This is a genomic window from Paenibacillus sp. JT22N1, from assembly GCF_059692155.1.
Window position 1 is genome coordinate 216,867 of sequence record NZ_JCAUAW010000009.1, and the last position, 19,206, is coordinate 236,072.

16 protein-coding genes and 2 pseudogenes are annotated in these 19,206 nt (G+C 41.6%); 1 reads left to right on the plus strand and 17 read right to left on the minus strand.

Annotated features, from left to right (window positions below):
* Positions 1–119 precede the first annotated feature (119 nt).
* The 6 genes from galA to AC58UU_RS18680 form a co-directional block, all read right to left on the minus strand.
* Positions 120–2,489 (minus strand): beta-galactosidase GalA, encoded by a 2,370-nt coding sequence (galA, locus tag AC58UU_RS18655; RefSeq protein ID WP_497318135.1) that lies wholly within the window; start codon positions 2,487–2,489, stop codon positions 120–122.
* Between the two features lie 20 nt (positions 2,490–2,509).
* On the minus strand, positions 2,510–4,615 hold the full coding sequence (locus AC58UU_RS18660; RefSeq protein WP_497318136.1) for a DUF5054 domain-containing protein: 2,106 nt from the start codon (positions 4,613–4,615) through the stop codon (positions 2,510–2,512).
* Between the two features lie 134 nt (positions 4,616–4,749).
* Positions 4,750–6,300, minus strand: coding sequence for an ABC transporter substrate-binding protein (locus AC58UU_RS18665; RefSeq protein ID WP_497318138.1), 1,551 nt, complete (start codon positions 6,298–6,300; stop codon positions 4,750–4,752).
* 69 nt (positions 6,301–6,369) lie between these two features.
* Entirely contained in the window at positions 6,370–7,263 is an 894-nt protein-coding gene (locus AC58UU_RS18670; protein WP_464651282.1) for a carbohydrate ABC transporter permease, read from the minus strand.
* Positions 7,264–7,274: 11 nt separating this feature from the next.
* Positions 7,275–8,189, minus strand: a complete 915-nt coding sequence (locus AC58UU_RS18675; protein ID WP_497318141.1) for an ABC transporter permease — start codon at positions 8,187–8,189, stop codon at positions 7,275–7,277.
* Between the two features lie 206 nt (positions 8,190–8,395).
* Entirely contained in the window at positions 8,396–10,750 is a 2,355-nt protein-coding gene (locus AC58UU_RS18680; RefSeq protein WP_497318143.1) for an AraC family transcriptional regulator, read from the minus strand.
* A gap of 478 nt (positions 10,751–11,228) precedes the next feature.
* On the opposite strand from AC58UU_RS18680, the pseudogene AC58UU_RS18685 reads away from it, so the two are divergent.
* Positions 11,229–11,456, plus strand: a pseudogene (locus AC58UU_RS18685) (DDE-type integrase/transposase/recombinase); the annotation flags it as partial.
* Positions 11,457–11,507: 51 nt separating this feature from the next.
* Here the strand turns inward: AC58UU_RS18685 and AC58UU_RS18690 are convergent.
* From AC58UU_RS18690 to AC58UU_RS18740, 11 genes and pseudogenes are all read right to left on the minus strand, one after another.
* A pseudogene (locus AC58UU_RS18690) lies at positions 11,508–11,762 on the minus strand (Y-family DNA polymerase); the annotation flags it as partial.
* A gap of 180 nt (positions 11,763–11,942) precedes the next feature.
* Positions 11,943–12,617 carry an ABC transporter ATP-binding protein gene (locus AC58UU_RS18695; protein ID WP_497318145.1) on the minus strand — a complete coding sequence of 225 codons (675 nt, stop codon included), beginning with the start codon at positions 12,615–12,617 and terminating at the stop codon, positions 11,943–11,945.
* A gap of 59 nt (positions 12,618–12,676) precedes the next feature.
* On the minus strand, positions 12,677–13,201 hold the full coding sequence (gene sigK / locus AC58UU_RS18700; protein WP_127527862.1) for an RNA polymerase sporulation sigma factor SigK: 525 nt from the start codon (positions 13,199–13,201) through the stop codon (positions 12,677–12,679).
* 240 nt (positions 13,202–13,441) lie between these two features.
* The gene (locus AC58UU_RS18705) at positions 13,442–14,530 is read right to left on the minus strand and encodes a low temperature requirement protein A (RefSeq protein WP_497318147.1); all 1,089 of its coding nucleotides are present in this window, start codon (positions 14,528–14,530) and stop codon (positions 13,442–13,444) included.
* A 117-nt stretch (positions 14,531–14,647) separates the two neighbouring features.
* Entirely contained in the window at positions 14,648–15,646 is a 999-nt protein-coding gene (locus AC58UU_RS18710) for a type I glyceraldehyde-3-phosphate dehydrogenase (RefSeq protein WP_497318149.1), read from the minus strand.
* Between the two features lie 50 nt (positions 15,647–15,696).
* The gene (locus tag AC58UU_RS18715) at positions 15,697–16,023 is read right to left on the minus strand and encodes a hypothetical protein (RefSeq protein ID WP_497318151.1); all 327 of its coding nucleotides are present in this window, start codon (positions 16,021–16,023) and stop codon (positions 15,697–15,699) included.
* A 20-nt stretch (positions 16,024–16,043) separates the two neighbouring features.
* Positions 16,044–16,742, minus strand: a complete 699-nt coding sequence (locus tag AC58UU_RS18720; protein WP_497318153.1) for a pirin family protein — start codon at positions 16,740–16,742, stop codon at positions 16,044–16,046.
* 19 nt (positions 16,743–16,761) lie between these two features.
* Positions 16,762–17,391, minus strand: a complete 630-nt coding sequence (locus AC58UU_RS18725) for a nitroreductase family protein (RefSeq protein WP_497318155.1) — start codon at positions 17,389–17,391, stop codon at positions 16,762–16,764.
* A 34-nt stretch (positions 17,392–17,425) separates the two neighbouring features.
* On the minus strand, positions 17,426–17,701 hold the full coding sequence (locus AC58UU_RS18730) for a GNAT family N-acetyltransferase (protein WP_497318156.1): 276 nt from the start codon (positions 17,699–17,701) through the stop codon (positions 17,426–17,428).
* 14 nt (positions 17,702–17,715) lie between these two features.
* Complete coding sequence (locus AC58UU_RS18735) at positions 17,716–17,946, minus strand: (4Fe-4S)-binding protein (RefSeq protein ID WP_497318158.1); 231 nt, start codon at positions 17,944–17,946, stop codon at positions 17,716–17,718.
* Positions 17,943–18,890 carry a ring-cleaving dioxygenase gene (locus AC58UU_RS18740; RefSeq protein WP_497318160.1) on the minus strand — a complete coding sequence of 316 codons (948 nt, stop codon included), beginning with the start codon at positions 18,888–18,890 and terminating at the stop codon, positions 17,943–17,945. Before AC58UU_RS18740 ends, AC58UU_RS18735 begins: the two co-directional genes overlap by 4 nt.
* Positions 18,891–19,206 lie beyond the last annotated feature (316 nt).

Here is a 19,206-nt window from a genome sequence, read left to right on the forward strand (position 1 = left end):
CTTTCATTGAGTCTGTCTGCCAAATAAATTGAAACGCTTACATAAATTGTATGTTAATAGTTTCTTGAATTAGAGAAATCGTTATCTAATTCAAGAAACCAGAGTGCTTCAATTAAACATTAGACTGAAGCAATTGTGCAGTTATACGCCATGAGACCGTCGGAAGCTGCCTTTACGGCGATTTCGCCGGCTTCTTCTACGGATTGAATAATCAGCAGACAACTGCCGTTGAAAGCTTTCCTTCGATTCGCTTTATCAGGTTCGTGACTGCTTGGATTTCCGTTGCCTACGCCCAAGATGTTCGCTTTCCCTTCCACTGTGAAATGCAATTCGTTATCCGCTGTAGGCACCACTCTTCCAAGAGCATCCACGACAAACGCTCTGAAGACGGCTACGTCGCTGCCATCGGCTGCAATTTGAGTTCGATCAGGCACCAATGTTATCGCATAAGGTTCATCCGTTGTTGCGACAACTTTACGCGCTGCCTCCGTAAAACCGTTCCTGCCGATGGCCTTGAGTTCGCCCGGCGCATAGATCACTTTCCATTCCAAATGTGAAGCGCGCGGCATCTGTTGTTCGCCCAAGCTCTTTCCATTCAGAAACAATTCTACGCGTTCGCAGTTGCTATATACCCATACATCAATGATCTGACCCTCTTTACCCTGCCAGTTCCAATGAGGCATGATATGCACGATCGGCTCTTCGGTCCATGCCGACTTTAAATAGAAATAGTTATCTTTCGGAAAGCCGCACGTATCCATCACGCCAAAGTGAGAGTTGATGTTTGGCCATTCATAAGGCGTAGGCTCACCCCTGTAATCAAATCCTGTCCAAATGAACACACCTGAAAGGAAAGGATTTTCGACTACATCACGCCATGCTTTCTCCACCGAACAGCTCCACTCAGGAATATGAATGCCGTATTCCGGACAATATCCTTGAATGTCGTCTCTTTCATAAATGCCTCGGGTTACCGTGCAGCTTGCGCTTTCACTTCCCAGCATGATTCGGTTAGGGTACTTTTCATGGTCGCTAATATCCTGATCCTCACGCTGACCGTAGTTATACCCTACGATATCCACGCCATCGCTGTATCCGCCGTCATTCCATCCATGATTCATAGCTGCTAGCGTCGGTCTAGTCGGATCTATACTGCGCGTAATTGAAGCCAAGGTTTTGACCATTCGCGCTCCCATAATGGTCCCTTCCAATATTTCCTCATTTTCCATACTCCAAATGATGATTGAAGGGTGATTGCGGCCCCGATAAAGCATATGTTTCAATTCTTCAATCCCTGAAGGTGAAACATCCAGCTTCCTGTTCTCATCCACGACTAGCATGCCCATCTGATCGCATAGATCCAGAAGCTCCGGCGTTGCTGGATGATGAGCGCTTCGATACGCGTTGCAGCCCATCTCTTTAAGCAATCTGAGCTTGTATGCAATGAGCTGATCAGGCAGCGCCACACCGACGCCGGCAAAGTCCTGATGATTGCAGGTGCCTTTGATGGGATAATGCTTCCCATTCAGGAAAAAGCCTGCATCCGCTTTGAATTCGATTGATCGAATACCGAAGTTTGTCCGGAACGTATCCATAAGCTGCTCTTCATGGTAGACTTCCGACATGACATAATATAAGGAAGGCGACTCCGGCGACCAGAGCGCCGGTTTAGCTATGCGTACAAAGTGCTCGAAAACTCCTTGCTGCTGGAATGAAATTTCCATAGCACTGGCGCTTTCGCCAACTATTTTCCCATGACTATCGTATACCTTCGTTACGAGCCTGCAAGCTTTCGCGGCATCATATTCATTTCTCACGGCAGTGACGATGGCAATTCCCGCTTGCTCTTCGCTAACCTCAGGCGTCGTCACATAAGTCCCGAACCGGTCTACATGAAGCCGATCCGTTACGGTTAACCACGTATGACGGTAAATCCCGGCGCCCTCATACCACCAGCCTTCATAATCGCGCGCATCCACTTTGACAAAAACAACATTTTTCCCTTCGCTTCCGTAACGCGCGATATCCGAAATATCATACGTAAATTCTGTGTATCCGCTTGCGTGGGTGCCTAGCAAATGACCGTTCACCCAGACCGTGCTGTTACGGAACACACCGTCAAACTCCAGAGAAATTTTCTTGCCTTCAAGCTCTTGTGGAATGTCGAATACTTTCCTGTAACACCCGACTCCCGCAGCCAGATAGCCATGACTTTTGTGGTGTTTGACTTTGCCTCCATCATTCACATAGTCGCCCTCAACACACCAATCATGAGGCAGGACGACCTCCTTCCAGGCTGCCAGATCAATCTGCGAGGTTTCCCTTTCATCAAAGTACGCGATCTTTAGCCATTCGCCGTCTTCGATATCCTCGCAATCGGTTAAGCCTCCGGTCATTCCACCTTTAACGGCATGCATGATGGGCAAATCCCCTTGATGGAACTTCCATCCTTTATCAAAATTTTCCTTCACTCTATTGATGTCAGCCATGGTTTCTCTCCTTGTACTTCTTAACTTATATGAATGGAGAATCTGAATTTGGCATTGTCTTCAAACCACATTGGAAAATTCGTTCCCCACACATTATTGTGCAAATTAAAGTGCATGCCTCCATCCAAAGGAGCAAAACTATTGTCGAATTGCAACACCCTCTTCTCGCCAGGCGATAATAAAGGGGCATCCAACGTTTCCAAGCGAACTTCGCCATCACTTCCATGGTAATAAACGCCTGAATTGACAGCATGCAGATTGCGGTTTCCGTTTTTTACAACCTCAAGCGGAGAAATCAGTTGGCCCATCTTATCCATTTTCCACAAATTCGGATTATCGACGTTGGGCCCAAATGAGAACCAGCTTGCTTCCGGTAAACGGTTAGCCTGCTTATTGAACCAGCTTATTTCCACGTCGATTTGCTTACGGTTTTTATAAAATTTGTAGTCAATTTGAAGATCTCGCGGAGCTCCATTTGCCTGAACGCATTCGGAAGGCATAACAAGCTGCGCTTGTACGTGGTCGTAGTGTTCTTGAGTCTGAGTTCTTAAGCTGATCAAATGGGGCGAGAACCTCTTATGTTCAGGCCGAGGCTCTGCAAATTCCATGCCAGGCTTCCCAAAATCCGCATCGGCCCAGAAATAGGTTTCACTCAAATTTTGGGAATAGTTTTGGGACCATGCATTGTAATTCTCATGACCGAAGGCTTCGTACTGATAACAACCTAACCGATGATGCTCATCCGCCCAAATCTTGCCATGACTGTCGATTAGCTTGCAAATGGCTCCTTGACTGTCAAACGCAACCTGAAACAAACCGAGCTGATACGTACTGGAATTGTTAAGTTCCTTCGCATTGTGCAATTGAGTTTGTTCAGGCGCCAATGCCTGGAACGCTTCCGCGGCTTCCTGCTGCTTGCCCTCAGACAAAGCGCTAACGGCTTTGTGGACATAATTCCGCTGCTCTTTCCATGAGCTTTCAAAGTAACTGAAACTCTTCTCTACGCCAGATGCCGCAAACAAGTCAGGTGAAGCGCCAAACTCATTATTCATGGCGAAAAGTCCCAGATACCGATATTTATCATGAATAGCTCCATTTGAAATATGATCAACCTGTCTTGCACGATGGAAATCGCGAATCGAGTAATTTTTGAAATCCGTCAAAAATTTCTTTTCATCCATTCCCCATGTATGCTCTGGAATCAGAATAAGCTGACTGCAAAATTCATCATATTCCTTGCTATCCGGATCCAATTTGCCTTCCTGTACCCACTTGTCGCGGAGTCTCAACAATTCCCTGTACTGGGAAACTTTCACGGGATCTGTAGCGACGCCATGAATCCAGGTATCTCCAATCTCCTCGTAAACGACAGGAAAGCGGTCTTTCATGCTGATTATTTTCTCGGCAAAGGCGTCCATTGTGGATGCTTGGATCGTTGCACCTGGGAATCGTTCTGAAAGCCGCGCAAATTCCGCTCGAATATCGGCGGCTGACGGTGGCCCTGAATTGTCACCTGTATGGGCAAATACCATCGCTTCATCGAATCCGTCAATTTCCACAACATTCCCATAGTCGCTTGCATAATTCACAATGATTTCCGATCCATCTTTCCCCTTCCAAATAAAGAGCGTGGGAACACTCGGAATTGTGGATGAAGGATTTACGCCGAGATGCAAATATTGAATTCCGAATTTAGCCAAGTATGGAATCATGGCGATCGTATGCCCAGGGACATCCGTCATTTTCGCCGCAATGATGTTTTTCCCATATCTGGTATTCAACTTTTTACTAATCGACAAGCCGTATTCGAATAAAGCCGCGTCCATGAGTTCGGTGTGGGTGGTAAAAGGCAATCCATGCCACGCGATGCTTCCGTTTTCAATGGCCTCCTCCATCTCTTTTCTCTGAGCCTCGGAAGCTTGTTTGAGAAATTCATGAATTAACCAAGAGCCGGTCGTCCAGACAAATTTGTCAGAATCTCCTTCCGACCTTAACTGTTTGGCTAATTGCATCGCTTGAGGAATAAATACATTAAAATATTTATTGATTACATTCTCCGCCATATCCGTAAAACCAATGTCCAAATGAGTTTTAAATATAACGTGAACTTTTTTCAGTTTGCTCATGTATGGTTCCTCCAAGTCAGTGAAACAGGCTTTATAAGAAGGGAATGACCCGATTAACTGGCCATTCCCCTCAACCTTCAATCAGCGCAGATTCATTAAAATTCATTAAAATTCTTTAGAATTCTTCTAACTTTTTATTTACCGTTTGCGGCTTTCCAATCGTCAATTTGCTTTTGAGCATCTGTAGTCAACGCGTCCAAACCGGCTGCTTTCAGTTTAGTAATTAGTTGCGGAATCGTTTTTTCGGGATCCTGCGTACCTGTATAGATAATTGGAAGATACTCATTCATAATGGCATTGATCTGTGCATTCTCTTTCTTCATGGCATCTGCGTTGTACAGGAAGCCAAGAAGCGGCGACGCTATGGAATCGTTATTTGCCTTTTTCATTTGCTCCCAAGTATCCGCAGGTTGACCTTTTTGCACATAGGCATTGAACCAGCTGCCGAATTCCCATGCATTGTTCGGATTGTATGCGGAGTCTTTGGCAACTTCAACAGTGTTGGCATCTGCTTTGGTATAGTGAGTGCCTTCAATTCCATAAACAAACAGATTATAAAGATCTTTATCCGAGAACAATAGATCCAACAGCATCATGGCTCTTTCCGGGTTTTTACTGTTTTTATTAATACCCGTCATAGCGGCAATGACAGCGCCTGTATTAACAAATTGAGGTACAGGTTTTGCCTGAACAATTGGATATCCGAGTTCAGTGGATTGGCCTGCTTCACTTCCGGGACCATATCCGCCTGTCATTACCCCATATTTACCAGTCTTTCCTTCCGCTTTCCCATCTTTTAAAGAAGCGGCATCCTTGCGAATATAACCTTTTTGATACCAATCTCTGAACATTTTGGCTTGTGCCATAAATTCCGGACTTTCCACCAAGTCGAATACCTTTAACGATTTATCGGCGGTATGAATGCCAAGCGGATTCACACTGTTCCCTTGCACTTGGTCAAGCGTCATGCCTTTTTCATTATCGAACAAATCATACATATTCGTTATATTGCCAGTTGCCAAAAAAGGTGTAACGCCCGGATCGCCTTGTTTCACTTGATCCAGGAAAGGCGTAATGTCGGCATACTTCTTAATTTTCGATGTATCTAGGGCATATTTGTCAGCAAAGTCTTTTTTAATGTTTAAACCTCTGCCGATCGCATAAATCTGATAGTTTAATACGCCGTACGTTTTTCCGTTTACCTTGGCGGCAGGCCAATATTTTTCCGGCACTTGCTCCAAAATATGCTTACCGTATTTTGGAAGCAAATCATCCAGCGGAAGCAAGGCTCCTTTGGATACGTTTTGAGAATAGTTGTTTGCCCAGGACGATGTGAAGGCAAGGTCGTACGGCTCCCCGGAAGAGATTATGACATTCATTTTTTGATCGTACGCACCCCAATCAATCGTATTGATCGTTAAGGTCGTATTGATTTTTTCTTTTAAAATTTTATTGATCGCATCTGTAACAACTTGCTGATCTTTTTGAGGCGTCCCTACGACGTACCATGTTAAATTAACGGGGGCCAGAGCTTTGGTATCTGTTGTTGGTGCTTGAGTCGAAGTGTTCGGTGAAGCAGAATCCGATTTGGGAGTGTTTGAACCGCAACCGGATAACGCAGCTGATGCAAGCAAGACTGTAACCAAAAGCAAACCTGACGTTCTTGACAATTTTCTGGTTTTCATTGTTGAACCCTCCTGATTTTTACTTTTATATATTGAATACTGTTTCCAGTATTACAATCACAATGCGTCTCATCCCTTTACGGAACCGACGGAAATACCTCTGATGAAAAATTTATTAATAAATGGGAAGATGAACATCATGGGACCAGCAGCCAGCACGCAAATGGCCATTCTTGCTGACTGATCCGGCATAACGACGCCTTTCAATAAACCCATTGAGGCTGCTACAGAGCTTCTAAGGTAATCCGCATTGGACATAATCCTCCATAACAAGAACTGAAGCGAAACATATTTGCTGTTCTGAATAAACATTAGGCTTAAGTAATAATCATTCCAGTACATGAGCACAATAAATAGCGCCACTGTGACAATACCCGATATCGTCATAGGAACAACGATGCTGAAAAATATACGGTATTCGCTGGCACCATCCAGCTTGCACGATTCGATAATTGCAGGAGAGATGTCAGACATATATCCTTTCATAATCAATACAAACATGGGAATGACCAGATAAGGAACGAATAATACGAATATCGTATCCGACATGTGCAAAAATTTGGAAATAATAATATACCAAGGAACTAATCCACCGCTGACCAACATGGTCAAGAAAACATAAAACGACGTTTTCTGCGCATATGCATAATCTTTTCGAGACATGGTGTAGGCTAGCATTGTGGTTATGATAGTACTAATTATTGTGCCCACAATACATACAAAGATGGTTACGCCATAAGAAGTCAGAAGCTGATCCGGACTTGCAAAAATAAATCGGTAAGCAGTAAAGTCGATTTTTTGGGGGAGAAGACTATATCCATATTGCATAATGTTCGCATCACTGGATAAAGATACTGAGATCACAAGAATTAATGGAAATATACAGAGCACTGCAAAACCAATCAAGATCAGATGCGATATTACATTGAATACAGGGAATCCTCGTTGAACTGAACTATGCATAGTAACCCACCTTAAAATACTGAATTTTCGGAGTCGAATTTTCGAATAAGCCAATTCACAAAAATAACCAGCACAAGACCGACAACCGATTGATACACGCCTGCAGCCGAAGCCATTCCAACATCACCGAGTGATTTTAATGATCTGAACACATACGTATCGATTACATCTGTTGTGGCATACAGCAACGATGAATCTCTTGGTATCTGATAAAACAAATCAAAATTTCCTACGAAGATTTTCCCGACCTGCGTCATTACCATGATCACGATAAGCGGCTTTAATAACGGAATTGAAATGTTTTTTATTTGCTGCCATCTGTTTGCGCCATCTACCCTTGCCGCTTCGTAATATTCATCATTAATACCTAAGAGGCCCGTGTAATAGATGATTGTAAAATATCCAGCGTTCTTCCAAACATAGGTTAATATCAGCAATGGAGGCCAATATTTCGCATCGTTATACCAAAGAACCGCTTCCTTCCCAAACATATGGAGTATGGCATTCACAAATCCATTTTGCATGTCGAACAGAGCCAAGAAAACGTAGCTGACTACGGTAAAAGAAAGAAAATAAGGCAGGAACAAAATCGTTTGGTAAACCTTAACAGAAGATCGTCTCATTTCATTTAGCATCAACGCAAACACTACAGACACGATCAATAAGACAACAATAAAAGCCAGATTGTACCCAACTGTATTTCTGGTGATTCGGAACGCATCTTGAGTGAACAAATATTTAAAATTATCAAGTCCGACCCATGGGCTCTTCCAGAAACCCAAATCAATTTTATAATTCTTAAAAGGTAACAGTATGCCATATAAGGGCATATAACTAAAAATGAACAAAAACAATACGCCTGGAAAAGATAAAATAAATAGTTGCTTGTTTCTCTTGAAGGTTTTGATAAAATGTGATTGCCTCAAATGTACTCACTCCCTGGATGATCGTATTTCCTTCTAGCTTGGTTCTCTCTTTAATCGAATCATAGATTGAATTTACGCGAAAAAACACTGTCCAATTTAAACAATCCGACAAATTAAACATGTAAAATTTAATTATTGTTGCATTTCTCACGCAACAGACAAAAGCTCACCGCTTATTCCCAATAGAGGACATAAGCGGTGAGCTTTTAAGATTTCATTATCGTTTTCTTCAGAACATATTCCTTCGGTGTTAGCCCATATTTCTTTTTAAAAAGTTTATAAAAATAACTTTCATTTTCCATGCCGATCTTCTCAATGATCTGGACGATGGTGAAATTTGAATGCTCCAGCATCTCTCTTGCCTTCTCCAATCGGACTCCGTTAACATATTCTGCGAGAGAGACCGACAGATTATCTCTAAAAATTTTCCCCAGGTATACGGATGACATTTTTAGATTTTCTGCTATATGCTGCAAGCTTAAACCAGGATCCGAATAACTTTCCTCAACGATTCCTTTGACCGTTTCTATAAGAATGGCATGTTTCTCTATATTTGAATGTCTGACCGTTCCTACTCCATGAGAAAGCAATCGGATAAGCTCGCCATGAATCTCCTCTATCGTTTCGAATTCCATCATTTTAATATTATAAACATTGTAATCGATATTCTGGGGTTGAAGCTTGGACCTATTCATTTCATTGAGCGTATTCAAAATAAAAGTTGTTATATGCATGACAGACAGCATCATATTGTTGAAATTTTGCTCTTTGATTTCATCCAACATACTTAAAATGATCTTCTCGGCATTCTTTATATGTCCAGAATTCATGGCTTCAACCAGCTTTTTATTCAACTGAGGAGAATAATGAACTTGCTCATTTTCATTATTCTTTTTCACTCTATCACTTGTAATAATGGACATTCTTCCTAACAAGGTTCGATAGTTGGCATTATACAAGGCAACGCGGTAGCTCCCTTCCAGAGCAACAGCGGATTCCACCATTTCGCCAATGGACACAGTTACGGACAATTTAAAATAATTCATAATCATCTTCTGCGCTTCCGCGATACGCTCAGACAGAATGCGGATAACATCGTCCACCTGATCTTGTCCTGTATTCACAATAAGCACAATCTGGTCTTTTTTCATATCCACCGCTTCATTATAAAATTCTGACGCAACCATATCACACATAATATTGGCGATAGCAAACCTGTACAACTCTTGATCTTTATTGCTTTTCATAACAAAATGATTGTATTGATCGATTTTAATGACACATACGGCCAATTTCCCGCCGGAGTCGAACAAAGCGATATTGCTCCCTGATGCATTAGCAATATCGTCCTTAGTCACAGAGTTACTGTCCATCAGAAGATTTGTAAGATAATAATTATTGAGGAGCCGATCTTTCTTGTGGTTTTCTTTCAAGTATAGCTCTCTGTATTCAGAGTACTTATTGTACATTTGATTTAAAAAGCCGATCTCATCATCTGCCGGATTTACATCGTTTTCTTCATCATCCATCGTATTATTAATCTGTTTTACAAGCTTGCCTATAGGAATATATATTTTCCTGGATATCGCAAAGGAAGCAACGAGTGCAATGAGAATGAATAACAAGGTTATAAGCAGCATAATGAATTTAATATTTTCTATATGTTGGAATACCTCTTTATAAGGCTGAACCTTCACCAGTACCCAATCGACACGTTGCAAGTATATAAATGACACATAGCTTTTTTCCCCCTTAAAGTCGACAGAAAAGGAATCGAACGGGGCTCCAGAGTCCGTGATTTTGTCCTTGATGAAGTCTCTAAAAACCAATTGCAGGGAAGCTTTCGTATCATCTTGTATCGGATTCCCAATACTTTCGCCATTGCCGTTCAGGATATAAATACTGCTCTTTGATTTCGGATTCGATGTGTTGATCCTATTGATATTCTCCAGCATCCAATCCGCTTTAATATTCACATAAATGCTGTCTTCCGGCATATTTTCCTTTCCCAACCAATCATACATCGCATAGGTGAAAACATCATCCGTTGGCTTGGACGCAATCGGATAAAGGCTCTCCATCTTTCTGTAAATTGGCTTAAGTACTGGCAGGACCGGGTAAAAGCGAATCATTTCTTCAAGTTGAGGATCGCTGCTGAACAGCCCTTTGTTTGTAGACAAATAGACTTTTGACTTTCCATTATGGATAAAAATTGAATGGATAAATCCGTTATTGCTCATATAGGCTGATCTTAAGTTCTCCAGGGCGGCACTCGCTCCGACAATATTGTTGCTGATACTATCCAATTCAAAAATGGATTTGGTGTCACTGCTCATATAAATGGAGTAACATAAATTTTTCACCATTTGATCGAAATTATCTAGATTATAGGCAACTTCTGAAAGCAGCTGCTTATTTAGTTCATAGTTATTTTGGAGTACCGACTTCTTGACACCCAAGTAAATAATCGTTGAAAAAATAATCAGTAGACTCAAAAAGGCCAAGCCAATCCATAGATAAATCTTATGAAAGTATTTGCTTGATCCAAAAAACCTCATCATGTCAATGTTACTCCTTCTGGTTGATATTGGACCTTAATCACATTGTGGTACAGGATTATCCAATCCATACATCAAAAAAAGAATCCAATGAGCTTAACAAGCCTATCGGATAACCTCGGTAGGGCATATATGATCCTGTGCAGAATCATCAATCTCTCCCCCCTCCTCACAATCATCGTACTGTAAACAAACAGTTTGTCTATCCGCGCTATTGACTTCGTTAATCGGATGATGAGATGTTGGCTATAGCAGTCCCTTTTCAAAATACTATCATAATATAGAACTCATACAAATAAACACTGTCATATTTAAATAATCCAACAAATATACATATAAAATTTAATTTTTGTTGCATTATGCAGGAATTTTCACCGAAAATATGCATTTTTTTCTTTCGAGGAATTTGAATAGGGGGAGCCAAAGCTCCCCCTATTTTTTTGCTGTAAGCAGAAATCCGTTCAGTTCCCTACCAAAAGAAATCTTGATTCGACAGACAAAATATCTAAACAACATTGTGGAGCAAGATCAACGATTCATTAAGAAAATTACAAAACCGATGCTTGGTTTCAAATCATTTCTAACTGCAGAACAGACGTTAAAGGGAATCGAGGCTATGCATATGATTAGGAAAGGGCAAACCGAAAATAATTCGTCAGTCCTCTCTGCAGTTGAATGGCTTAATAAAATATTTGGTATTATGGCATAGTTAATTACAATTTATTGGGAAATTGCTATCTTTTTTTAATTCTTGCACCACAACGTCAATATAGCGCTGCATGTGCGGACGCATTACGATGGCGTTTGGGCACAATTGGAGTTCCTCCCCAGGTCGTTGAGCGGTTGTAATACCGAAACTCTTCGCGATGGGACAAGCGGCAAGTTACCGGATCGACGTGCAGGATCACCTGCAACAACGGGGAAATTTTCTAAACCGGGATGAGTAGCCTTTTCAACGCTTGTTTAGAAACGATTGGCAGTCCGCAAGGAAAATCGTCCGTTCCTTTGCCAACATAATCATCCCCTAGATAAGAATACTTGTTTGCATCATTATATGGAGCATCCAAACGTTCATTTCGGATTTCTTATATCGTAATTTCCGCAAATCTGCCCATTTTTAAATATTTTCAGTGAATAACTCAAAGAAAATAAAACAACCCGGACCCCCTTGTTTGGAGTTCCGGTCTTATAAACACTAAACTACTTCATTTAACCGCCCATCCCGAAACCTCACAATCCGCTTCGCCTGCTGCGCAATCAATAAATCATGCGTAATCAATATAATCGTCCGACCTTGTGCATTTAATCTCTTTAAAATGTTTAAAATCTCCACACCTGTCTTCGAATCCAGCGCTCCTGTAGGCTCATCCGCCAAAATGATCGACGGATCTCCTGCCAGCGTTCGCGCAATAGCAACACGTTGCTGCTGTCCGCCAGATAGCTCCGATGGAAAGTGCTTCCTGCGATCCAGTAAATCCACCGCTTCCAACGCCTGTAGAACAAGCGGCCCTCTTTCCCTTTGGCTCATACCCCGATAGATCAAAGGCAACTCCACATTCTCATAGGCACTTAATCTCGGCAGCAAGTTAAAGCTCTGGAAAACAAACCCGATCTTCTGATTACGAATCTCAGCAAGCTGAGAATCCTTAAGCACGTTTATTGCTTGACCATCTAGATCATAGATACCTTTATCTACAATATCCAAACACCCGATGATGTTCATCAGTGTGGATTTGCCGGAACCTGACGGTCCCATGATTGCAACGAACTCTCCATGATCAATATCTAACGAGACATCATCTAATGCTTTAATCGTTTCCTCGCCCATCGTATAGTATTTACTGGCTTTCTCGATATGGATTAACGACATAACCTTCACCTCCATTACTTGCACAGGGTCCAAATAAATGAAGTATCCGATTCGTAACCTTACCGCTTCGCCTTATAAAACTCATGATACAGCTTCATCAGCGCCCTTTTCTCAATCCTTGATACATACGAACGCGAAATCCCCAGCTCCTTAGCAATCTCCCGCTGCGTCCGCTCTTCCCCACCTAGTTCCAACCCAAACCGCCCTACGACAACTTCCTTTTCACGATCATCCAATATCTCCAGATTGCGATAGATTTTGCTTTTCTCTATCTTGAGCTGAACCTTATCCACGACATCATCTGCTTCCGTGCCAAGGATGTCGATCAACGTAATCTCATTCCCCTCTTTATCCGTTCCGATGGGATCATGCAAGGACACGTCTTTCCGCGTTTTCTTCAGCGACCTCAGATGCATCAAGATCTCATTCTCAATACAGCGAGCAGCGAATGTTGCGAGTTTCGTCCCTTTGTTTGGAGAGAACGACTCGATAGCTTTGATCAAACCAATCGTCCCGATGGAGATTAAATCCTCGAGATCTTCTCCTGTATTGTCGAATTTTTTGACATTGTGAACACAAAGCAACGTAAAACTTACTCATATATATGAATCAATTTCATAAGTTTGCGGTAGGAGGTCCTTCATAAAATACGAAGTTTTGGGTAACCTCACTGGTTATCAATTGATTTGCGAAACGTATCGTAGTGGTTCCATTGATTCAAGATACGCAGCTCACGAGTCCGTGCTTTTTCTTTCACATCAACCTTTCTCATGTCTGCCATCCTTTCTTCATCTCAAATTTTTTTTTGGAAACGAGCAAAAAGCTCAAGTCGTTAATTTTGCGTATACGATAAAAAACACCATCATCTCTCCGATGATTGCATAATTAGGTACATGAAAAACCAAGTCCAACGCCATAAAACATCCAATTATCCCTAATAATATCACCAAATGATAGTTCTTAAGGCGTAGGTGTTTGTGTCTGTATCGGTGAAAAACCAGTGATGTAGAGAAAAAATATAGCAGTACGGATCCAAAAATAAAACCCAACATGAATAGATAATCGAGTTGTTCCTTAAATAACAATTGGATCAAAGCAGCTATCGAACTCATGGATAAATAAATGAATAGATGGCCATAAATAATCGTTTGACCGGTAGTTTGTATTTCTTTGCTCACTTTCCGTTCAATGTGATCAAAATATTGCCACCACAAAGCAATAACTAATATACATGTAAATGAGGCAAACAAAATGGAGGGCAATGTCCAATCACTTGACTGCAAAACAGCAAGTATACTGATCACGGATTCACCAAGAAGAATAAGTGTAAACAATGCAAAGCGTTCCAATAAGTGATGGGTATGTATGGGTGTTTTTATCAGGTACCGTCGGCCGATTAACGGCAGCAAAATATCTACAGCAATTCCTGCATACAGAATCGCGTAACGGATCCATGAATCAAAGAATAGCGAGCAGGAAGATATCAATATTCCGATCCAAAAGCGAGTCCCCAAGTATTTAGCGGTCTTTTGTTGATGTGTACCTGTTGCTTTGTGTACCGTAAGATATTGAATTGCTGTCAGTGCTCTCGAACCAATATAGCCTACAAAGAAGGGAATATAGAAGTGATCAAAATTAACGGATAGGCTTGCAGTCATAATTAAAACAAAGAATAGTTGTAGGAACATGAAGATCCTATGCGTAACGATATCTTGGCCAAAACGATTATTAAAGAGAGTTTGTCCTACCCACGCCCACCAGATTGGAATGAAGATTAAAACAAATTTGGTTAAGTATTCAATGGAAATAGTCCCATGATCGGCATGCAGCAAGACGTGGTTCGCTTTTGATACGGCTGCTACAAAAAGTAGATCGTAAAAAAGCTCCAACCAGGTTACCTTTTTCTCAACCATAACTTCAAAACTCCCTTTATTTGACTTCATATTCACTAATAAATGAGGTAAAGGACTATCGGCAATGTTCGATAGCCCTAAATGTATAAAAAATTATATTTCAATATAGTAGCAATTTTACTTATTTACTAAATAAGCTGCTACTTCAGCTAATCGCGATGCGTAACCCCATTCGTTATCGTACCATGTTGCAACGGATATGAGTTCTCCCTGTACTTGAGTCAGAGGAAGGTCAATGATAGAGGAATGGGAATCGCCTACGATACGAGAAGAGGCCCATTCGCCTTCTAAAACATCCAAGACTCCCTTCAGCTGACCATCTGTAGCGGCGCTACGGAAAATATCATTTACCTGTTGCACCGTACACGGCTTTTCCGTAACAAGATTTAATTCAGCAATACTTCCGGTACGAGTTGGAATTCGGTATGCCTTACCTGTAATCTGTAAATCGTTCCATATGAATTTAAGGGCTCTTGCAGCTCCAGATGAAGAAGGAATGATGTTTTCCGCAGCGGCCCACGAATCCCGTCGATCCTTCATAGGCTGATCTGTAAGCGATTGCGTGTTGGTATAGGAATGGACGGTCGAGAATAGACCATATTTGATCCCGAAGTTTTCTCTTACGATTTTGATGACGGGAGCCAATGCATTTGTCGTACAACTTGCCATACTAATGATTTTGTGCTTTTCCGGGTCGAAACTATCCAGATTTATTCCTTTAAGCAATACAGCATCACAATCTTCAAGGCTCTTGCTGGGTCCACTAACCAGTACTCTATTTGCACCACGATCCAAATGAACTTGAGCAATAGCACGGGTAACGGCCCGGCCTGTACAGTCGATGACCAGATCCACATCCAAGGCCTTCCAATCTGGAACTTCTTTCGACGAATTAATAAACTGAATTTCTCGTCCTCCGATAACCATAAGACCTTCCCGTCCGGAGACATCTTCGGGCCAGCGTTTATAGTTGGTATCCACTTCGAAAAGAGCGGCAAGCGTCGCTTCATCTTTAATATCTGAAATTGAAACCGGAACGAAAAGTTGATCCTGAAAAGCGACTCTTAATAATTGCCTTCCAATACGCCCAAATCCGAATATTCCTATTTTACCCATAGTTAACCTCCATAGAATGATGAATAAAAATTTTCTTAGCCATCCATGATTTAAATGCCAAATTCATCCGGAATATACTCGATCCGAGACTCGGCGAAAATAGTAATCTGCTTGAGCTGATCGTCGTACGTGACAGGACCTTCTTTCACATAAAACCAAATTTTTTTCGCAGGTTGATCATCATACTCCCGAAATAGAAACACATTCAATTCCTGTTTCCAACGGAGAATCTCATGAATATCCACGTCCTGTATAATGATTAAAGCAATTCTCCAACCCTGACCCGTAGGTGTCACCGAATATTCCATGGGTTGTTGTTCGGTATGAATAAATGTCCTACCTCCAACCGAGTGCCTAACCACAAGTACCTCTTTCATACAAACACTCCTATTCGTTCTTACGGAAGGTCAATCAGCATTAGAAATGCATCTTCCTCCGCCAAAATGCTCAACTGAGCCAAAGATTCGATTCGAGCCGTATCCCCTTCACCTAACCGAGTATCGTTTGCTGTGAGGCGTCCCTCAATAACGAAAAGAAATATCCGGCGTCCCTCTTCCTGCCGAAAGGTAATATCTTTATCTTTATCCAATTTGCATAAATAGAGAGTTAGGTCTTGATGGATTTTAACAATCTGCTCTGATCCCTGCGGATTGACGATGGGGAGCAAGACATTCTTTAACTTCTCTGAATCGTACCTGCGAGTTTCATAGGAAGGATCTAATCCCCGTTCATTTGGCATGAACCACAATTGAAGAATTCTCATCGACTCGTCCTGCGAAGCGTTGTATTCAGCATGAACAACTCCGGATCCCGCGCTCATTCGCTGCACTTCCCCAGTTTTCGTTTCTTCCGCGTTGCCCAAGTTGTCCTCATGACGGACGGATCCTGAAAGTACGATTGTCACGATCTCCATATCACTATGCGGGTGGGCACCAAATCCTTTGCTAGGATCTACGTCATCGTCATTGCATACTCGCAAAACCCCAAAACCGGTGTTATCGGGGTCATAGTAATTGCCGAACGAGAAGCTTAAACGGCTGCGCAGCCATCCCTGATCTACGCTAAACCGGGAGTCTGCCGGGAATACCTGGATCATTTTGAACTCTCCTTATCAGCTATTTAAATTGATTAAAACTAACAAACTCACGAACAGGTTTACGATAACCTCGAGGCCGCTGTTTGGATGTATCCTCCTTACCTATTGCAACCAATAAGACAGGCACATATCGATCAGGAATGTGGAGTGCTGACCGCATCAATTCAGGATCAAAACCGATCATTGGACATGTATCCCAACCTTTATCCTTTGCGGCGAGCATAAATAACTGTGCGGATAAGGAAGCGTTACGAATCGCCTCATCCCGCATAAAGCTTTCTCCTCTATCTTCATAAAATGTTGTAACCGATTCAACAGTCATATTGTATTCTTGTTTATTCATTACCCCTAAATTAAGAAAACCTTCATTTATTCTTGCTGCATCCTTATAAGCATCCATGTTACCAAGCACAAGAATTACAGCCGATGCTGATTGGACCTTAAATTGTTTAAATGCAGCTTGATATACGTCTTCCTTGAGAACGGGGTCTTTCACCACCACATAATGAGTATGCTGTAAATTAAATGCCGAAGGGGAAAATTTTACAATATTAAAAATCTCGTCAAGATCTGGTTCAGATATTTCTCTTCCAGAGATAAATTTATTTGCAGATCTTCGCTCTTTAACCACTGAAATAAAATCGGTCAATTGAACACACTCCTCTCGGGAAAAAGTATCAAAATTATTTTAATAATACGTCATCATAATCTTGATGTTGGTCAAATTGACTTTTGGTGAAAGGACATAATGGCATAATCTTTAACCTTTCCTTCCGAGCAAACTCGACTACGCGCCTAACTAACTCTTGTCCTACCCCTTGTCCTCGCAGACGATCGGAAACAAACGTGTGATCTACGATTATGATTCCATTCCCAGATGGAACATAATGTAATTCTGCCTCTCTTTTATCCTGATCTCCTACATAAAAACTGTTCGTATCTTTATTAATTTCAATCATTATTGTTACCCCATTCATGCTTGATGATCTTTTCTTATATATTGCAAAGCACCGCTTGGGCATTTATCAATAAGATCTGCGATTTTGTCAGCCGTTTCTCCATCTGCTTGAATCCATGGTTTCTTTTTAACGTTGAACACTCCTGGTAACCCTCTCACGCAATTTGCCGAATGACCGCATTTTCCAGAGTGAAACAAAACATCAATATCTTTCCCTTTATATATTTTGATTTCTTCACTTTTCATTTATCTGACTCCATCACTCGCACTTGGATAGGTGATAAACCTTTTTCGATTTCTGCACGGTTAGCCTCAAACCATTCCGGAAGCATCAGTTTTTCACCTAATACATCGGATTGCTCATCTACTGCAAAACCTGGTGGATCCGTGGCGATTTCAAACAGGATGCCGCCTTCTTCACGAAAGTAAATCGCATTGAAATATTGCCGGTCGATAATGGGTGTGGGTTGAAGGCCATGTTCCTGTACATGAGTTCTCCATGAAGCATGATCTTCATCATCCTTTGCGCGCCATGCAATATGATGAACAGTACCGGCTCCACTTATGCCCCACTCCATTGCCGCAATGTTTACGTCAATAACATTACCAATACTCCCTGTCGATTTATAGCGAATAAATTCTCCTTCTTGTTCCACCTTTTGAAGACCCAAAACTTGCTCTAGGACATTCATCGTTTTTTCGGGTGCGGTACTAAACAGGACTGCGCCGCCAAAACCTTTGATAGCTTTATCTATTGAAACACCACCGAACGACCACTGACTCAAATCTCCTTCCTCGCGCTCTACAATCTCTAGCTGTAAACCATCCTGATCTGAAAATGTTAAGTAATTCTCATCAAACCTCGTCTTTAAAGAATAAGGAACATGAAAGCTCTCTAGGCGCTCTTTCCAAAAATCGAGTGCACCTAAAGGAACGACATATGTTGTTATACCGACCTGTCCTCCACCAATACGCCCTTTACGGTTCAATTCATATGGAAAGAATGTGATTACGGTACCTGGACGACCTGATTCATTACCGAAATACAAATGGTAAACTTCCGGAGCGTCAAAGTTGATCGTTTTTTTTACGAGTCTCAGACCTAGTACCCCTGCATAAAAGTCCACATTTTTTTGAGCATTCTTTACAAAAGCCGTTATATGGTGAATTCCTTCTGTTTGTTTTTCCATTTTGCAAACACTCCTCGCATGATCTTTAACTGTTTATGTCTATCATATTGAATTTATTATTCATGAACAATTCCATTATTTCTATATCACGTATAGCCAATAGCTATATCTTCAAGGGCGAAGTTAATATGAATCTATCTATACTTTATATAGATAGATTCATATTGCTAGCAGCTTATCACAGCTTATAATTTTATTTAAAAGAGGCTGTCCCAAAAGTCATTTAAATGACTTTTGGGACAGCCTCACTTGATACAGATAATATTCTGATTATCGGCCGTTGCCCGGATGACTTCGGAAAACCAAGCATTTCCGA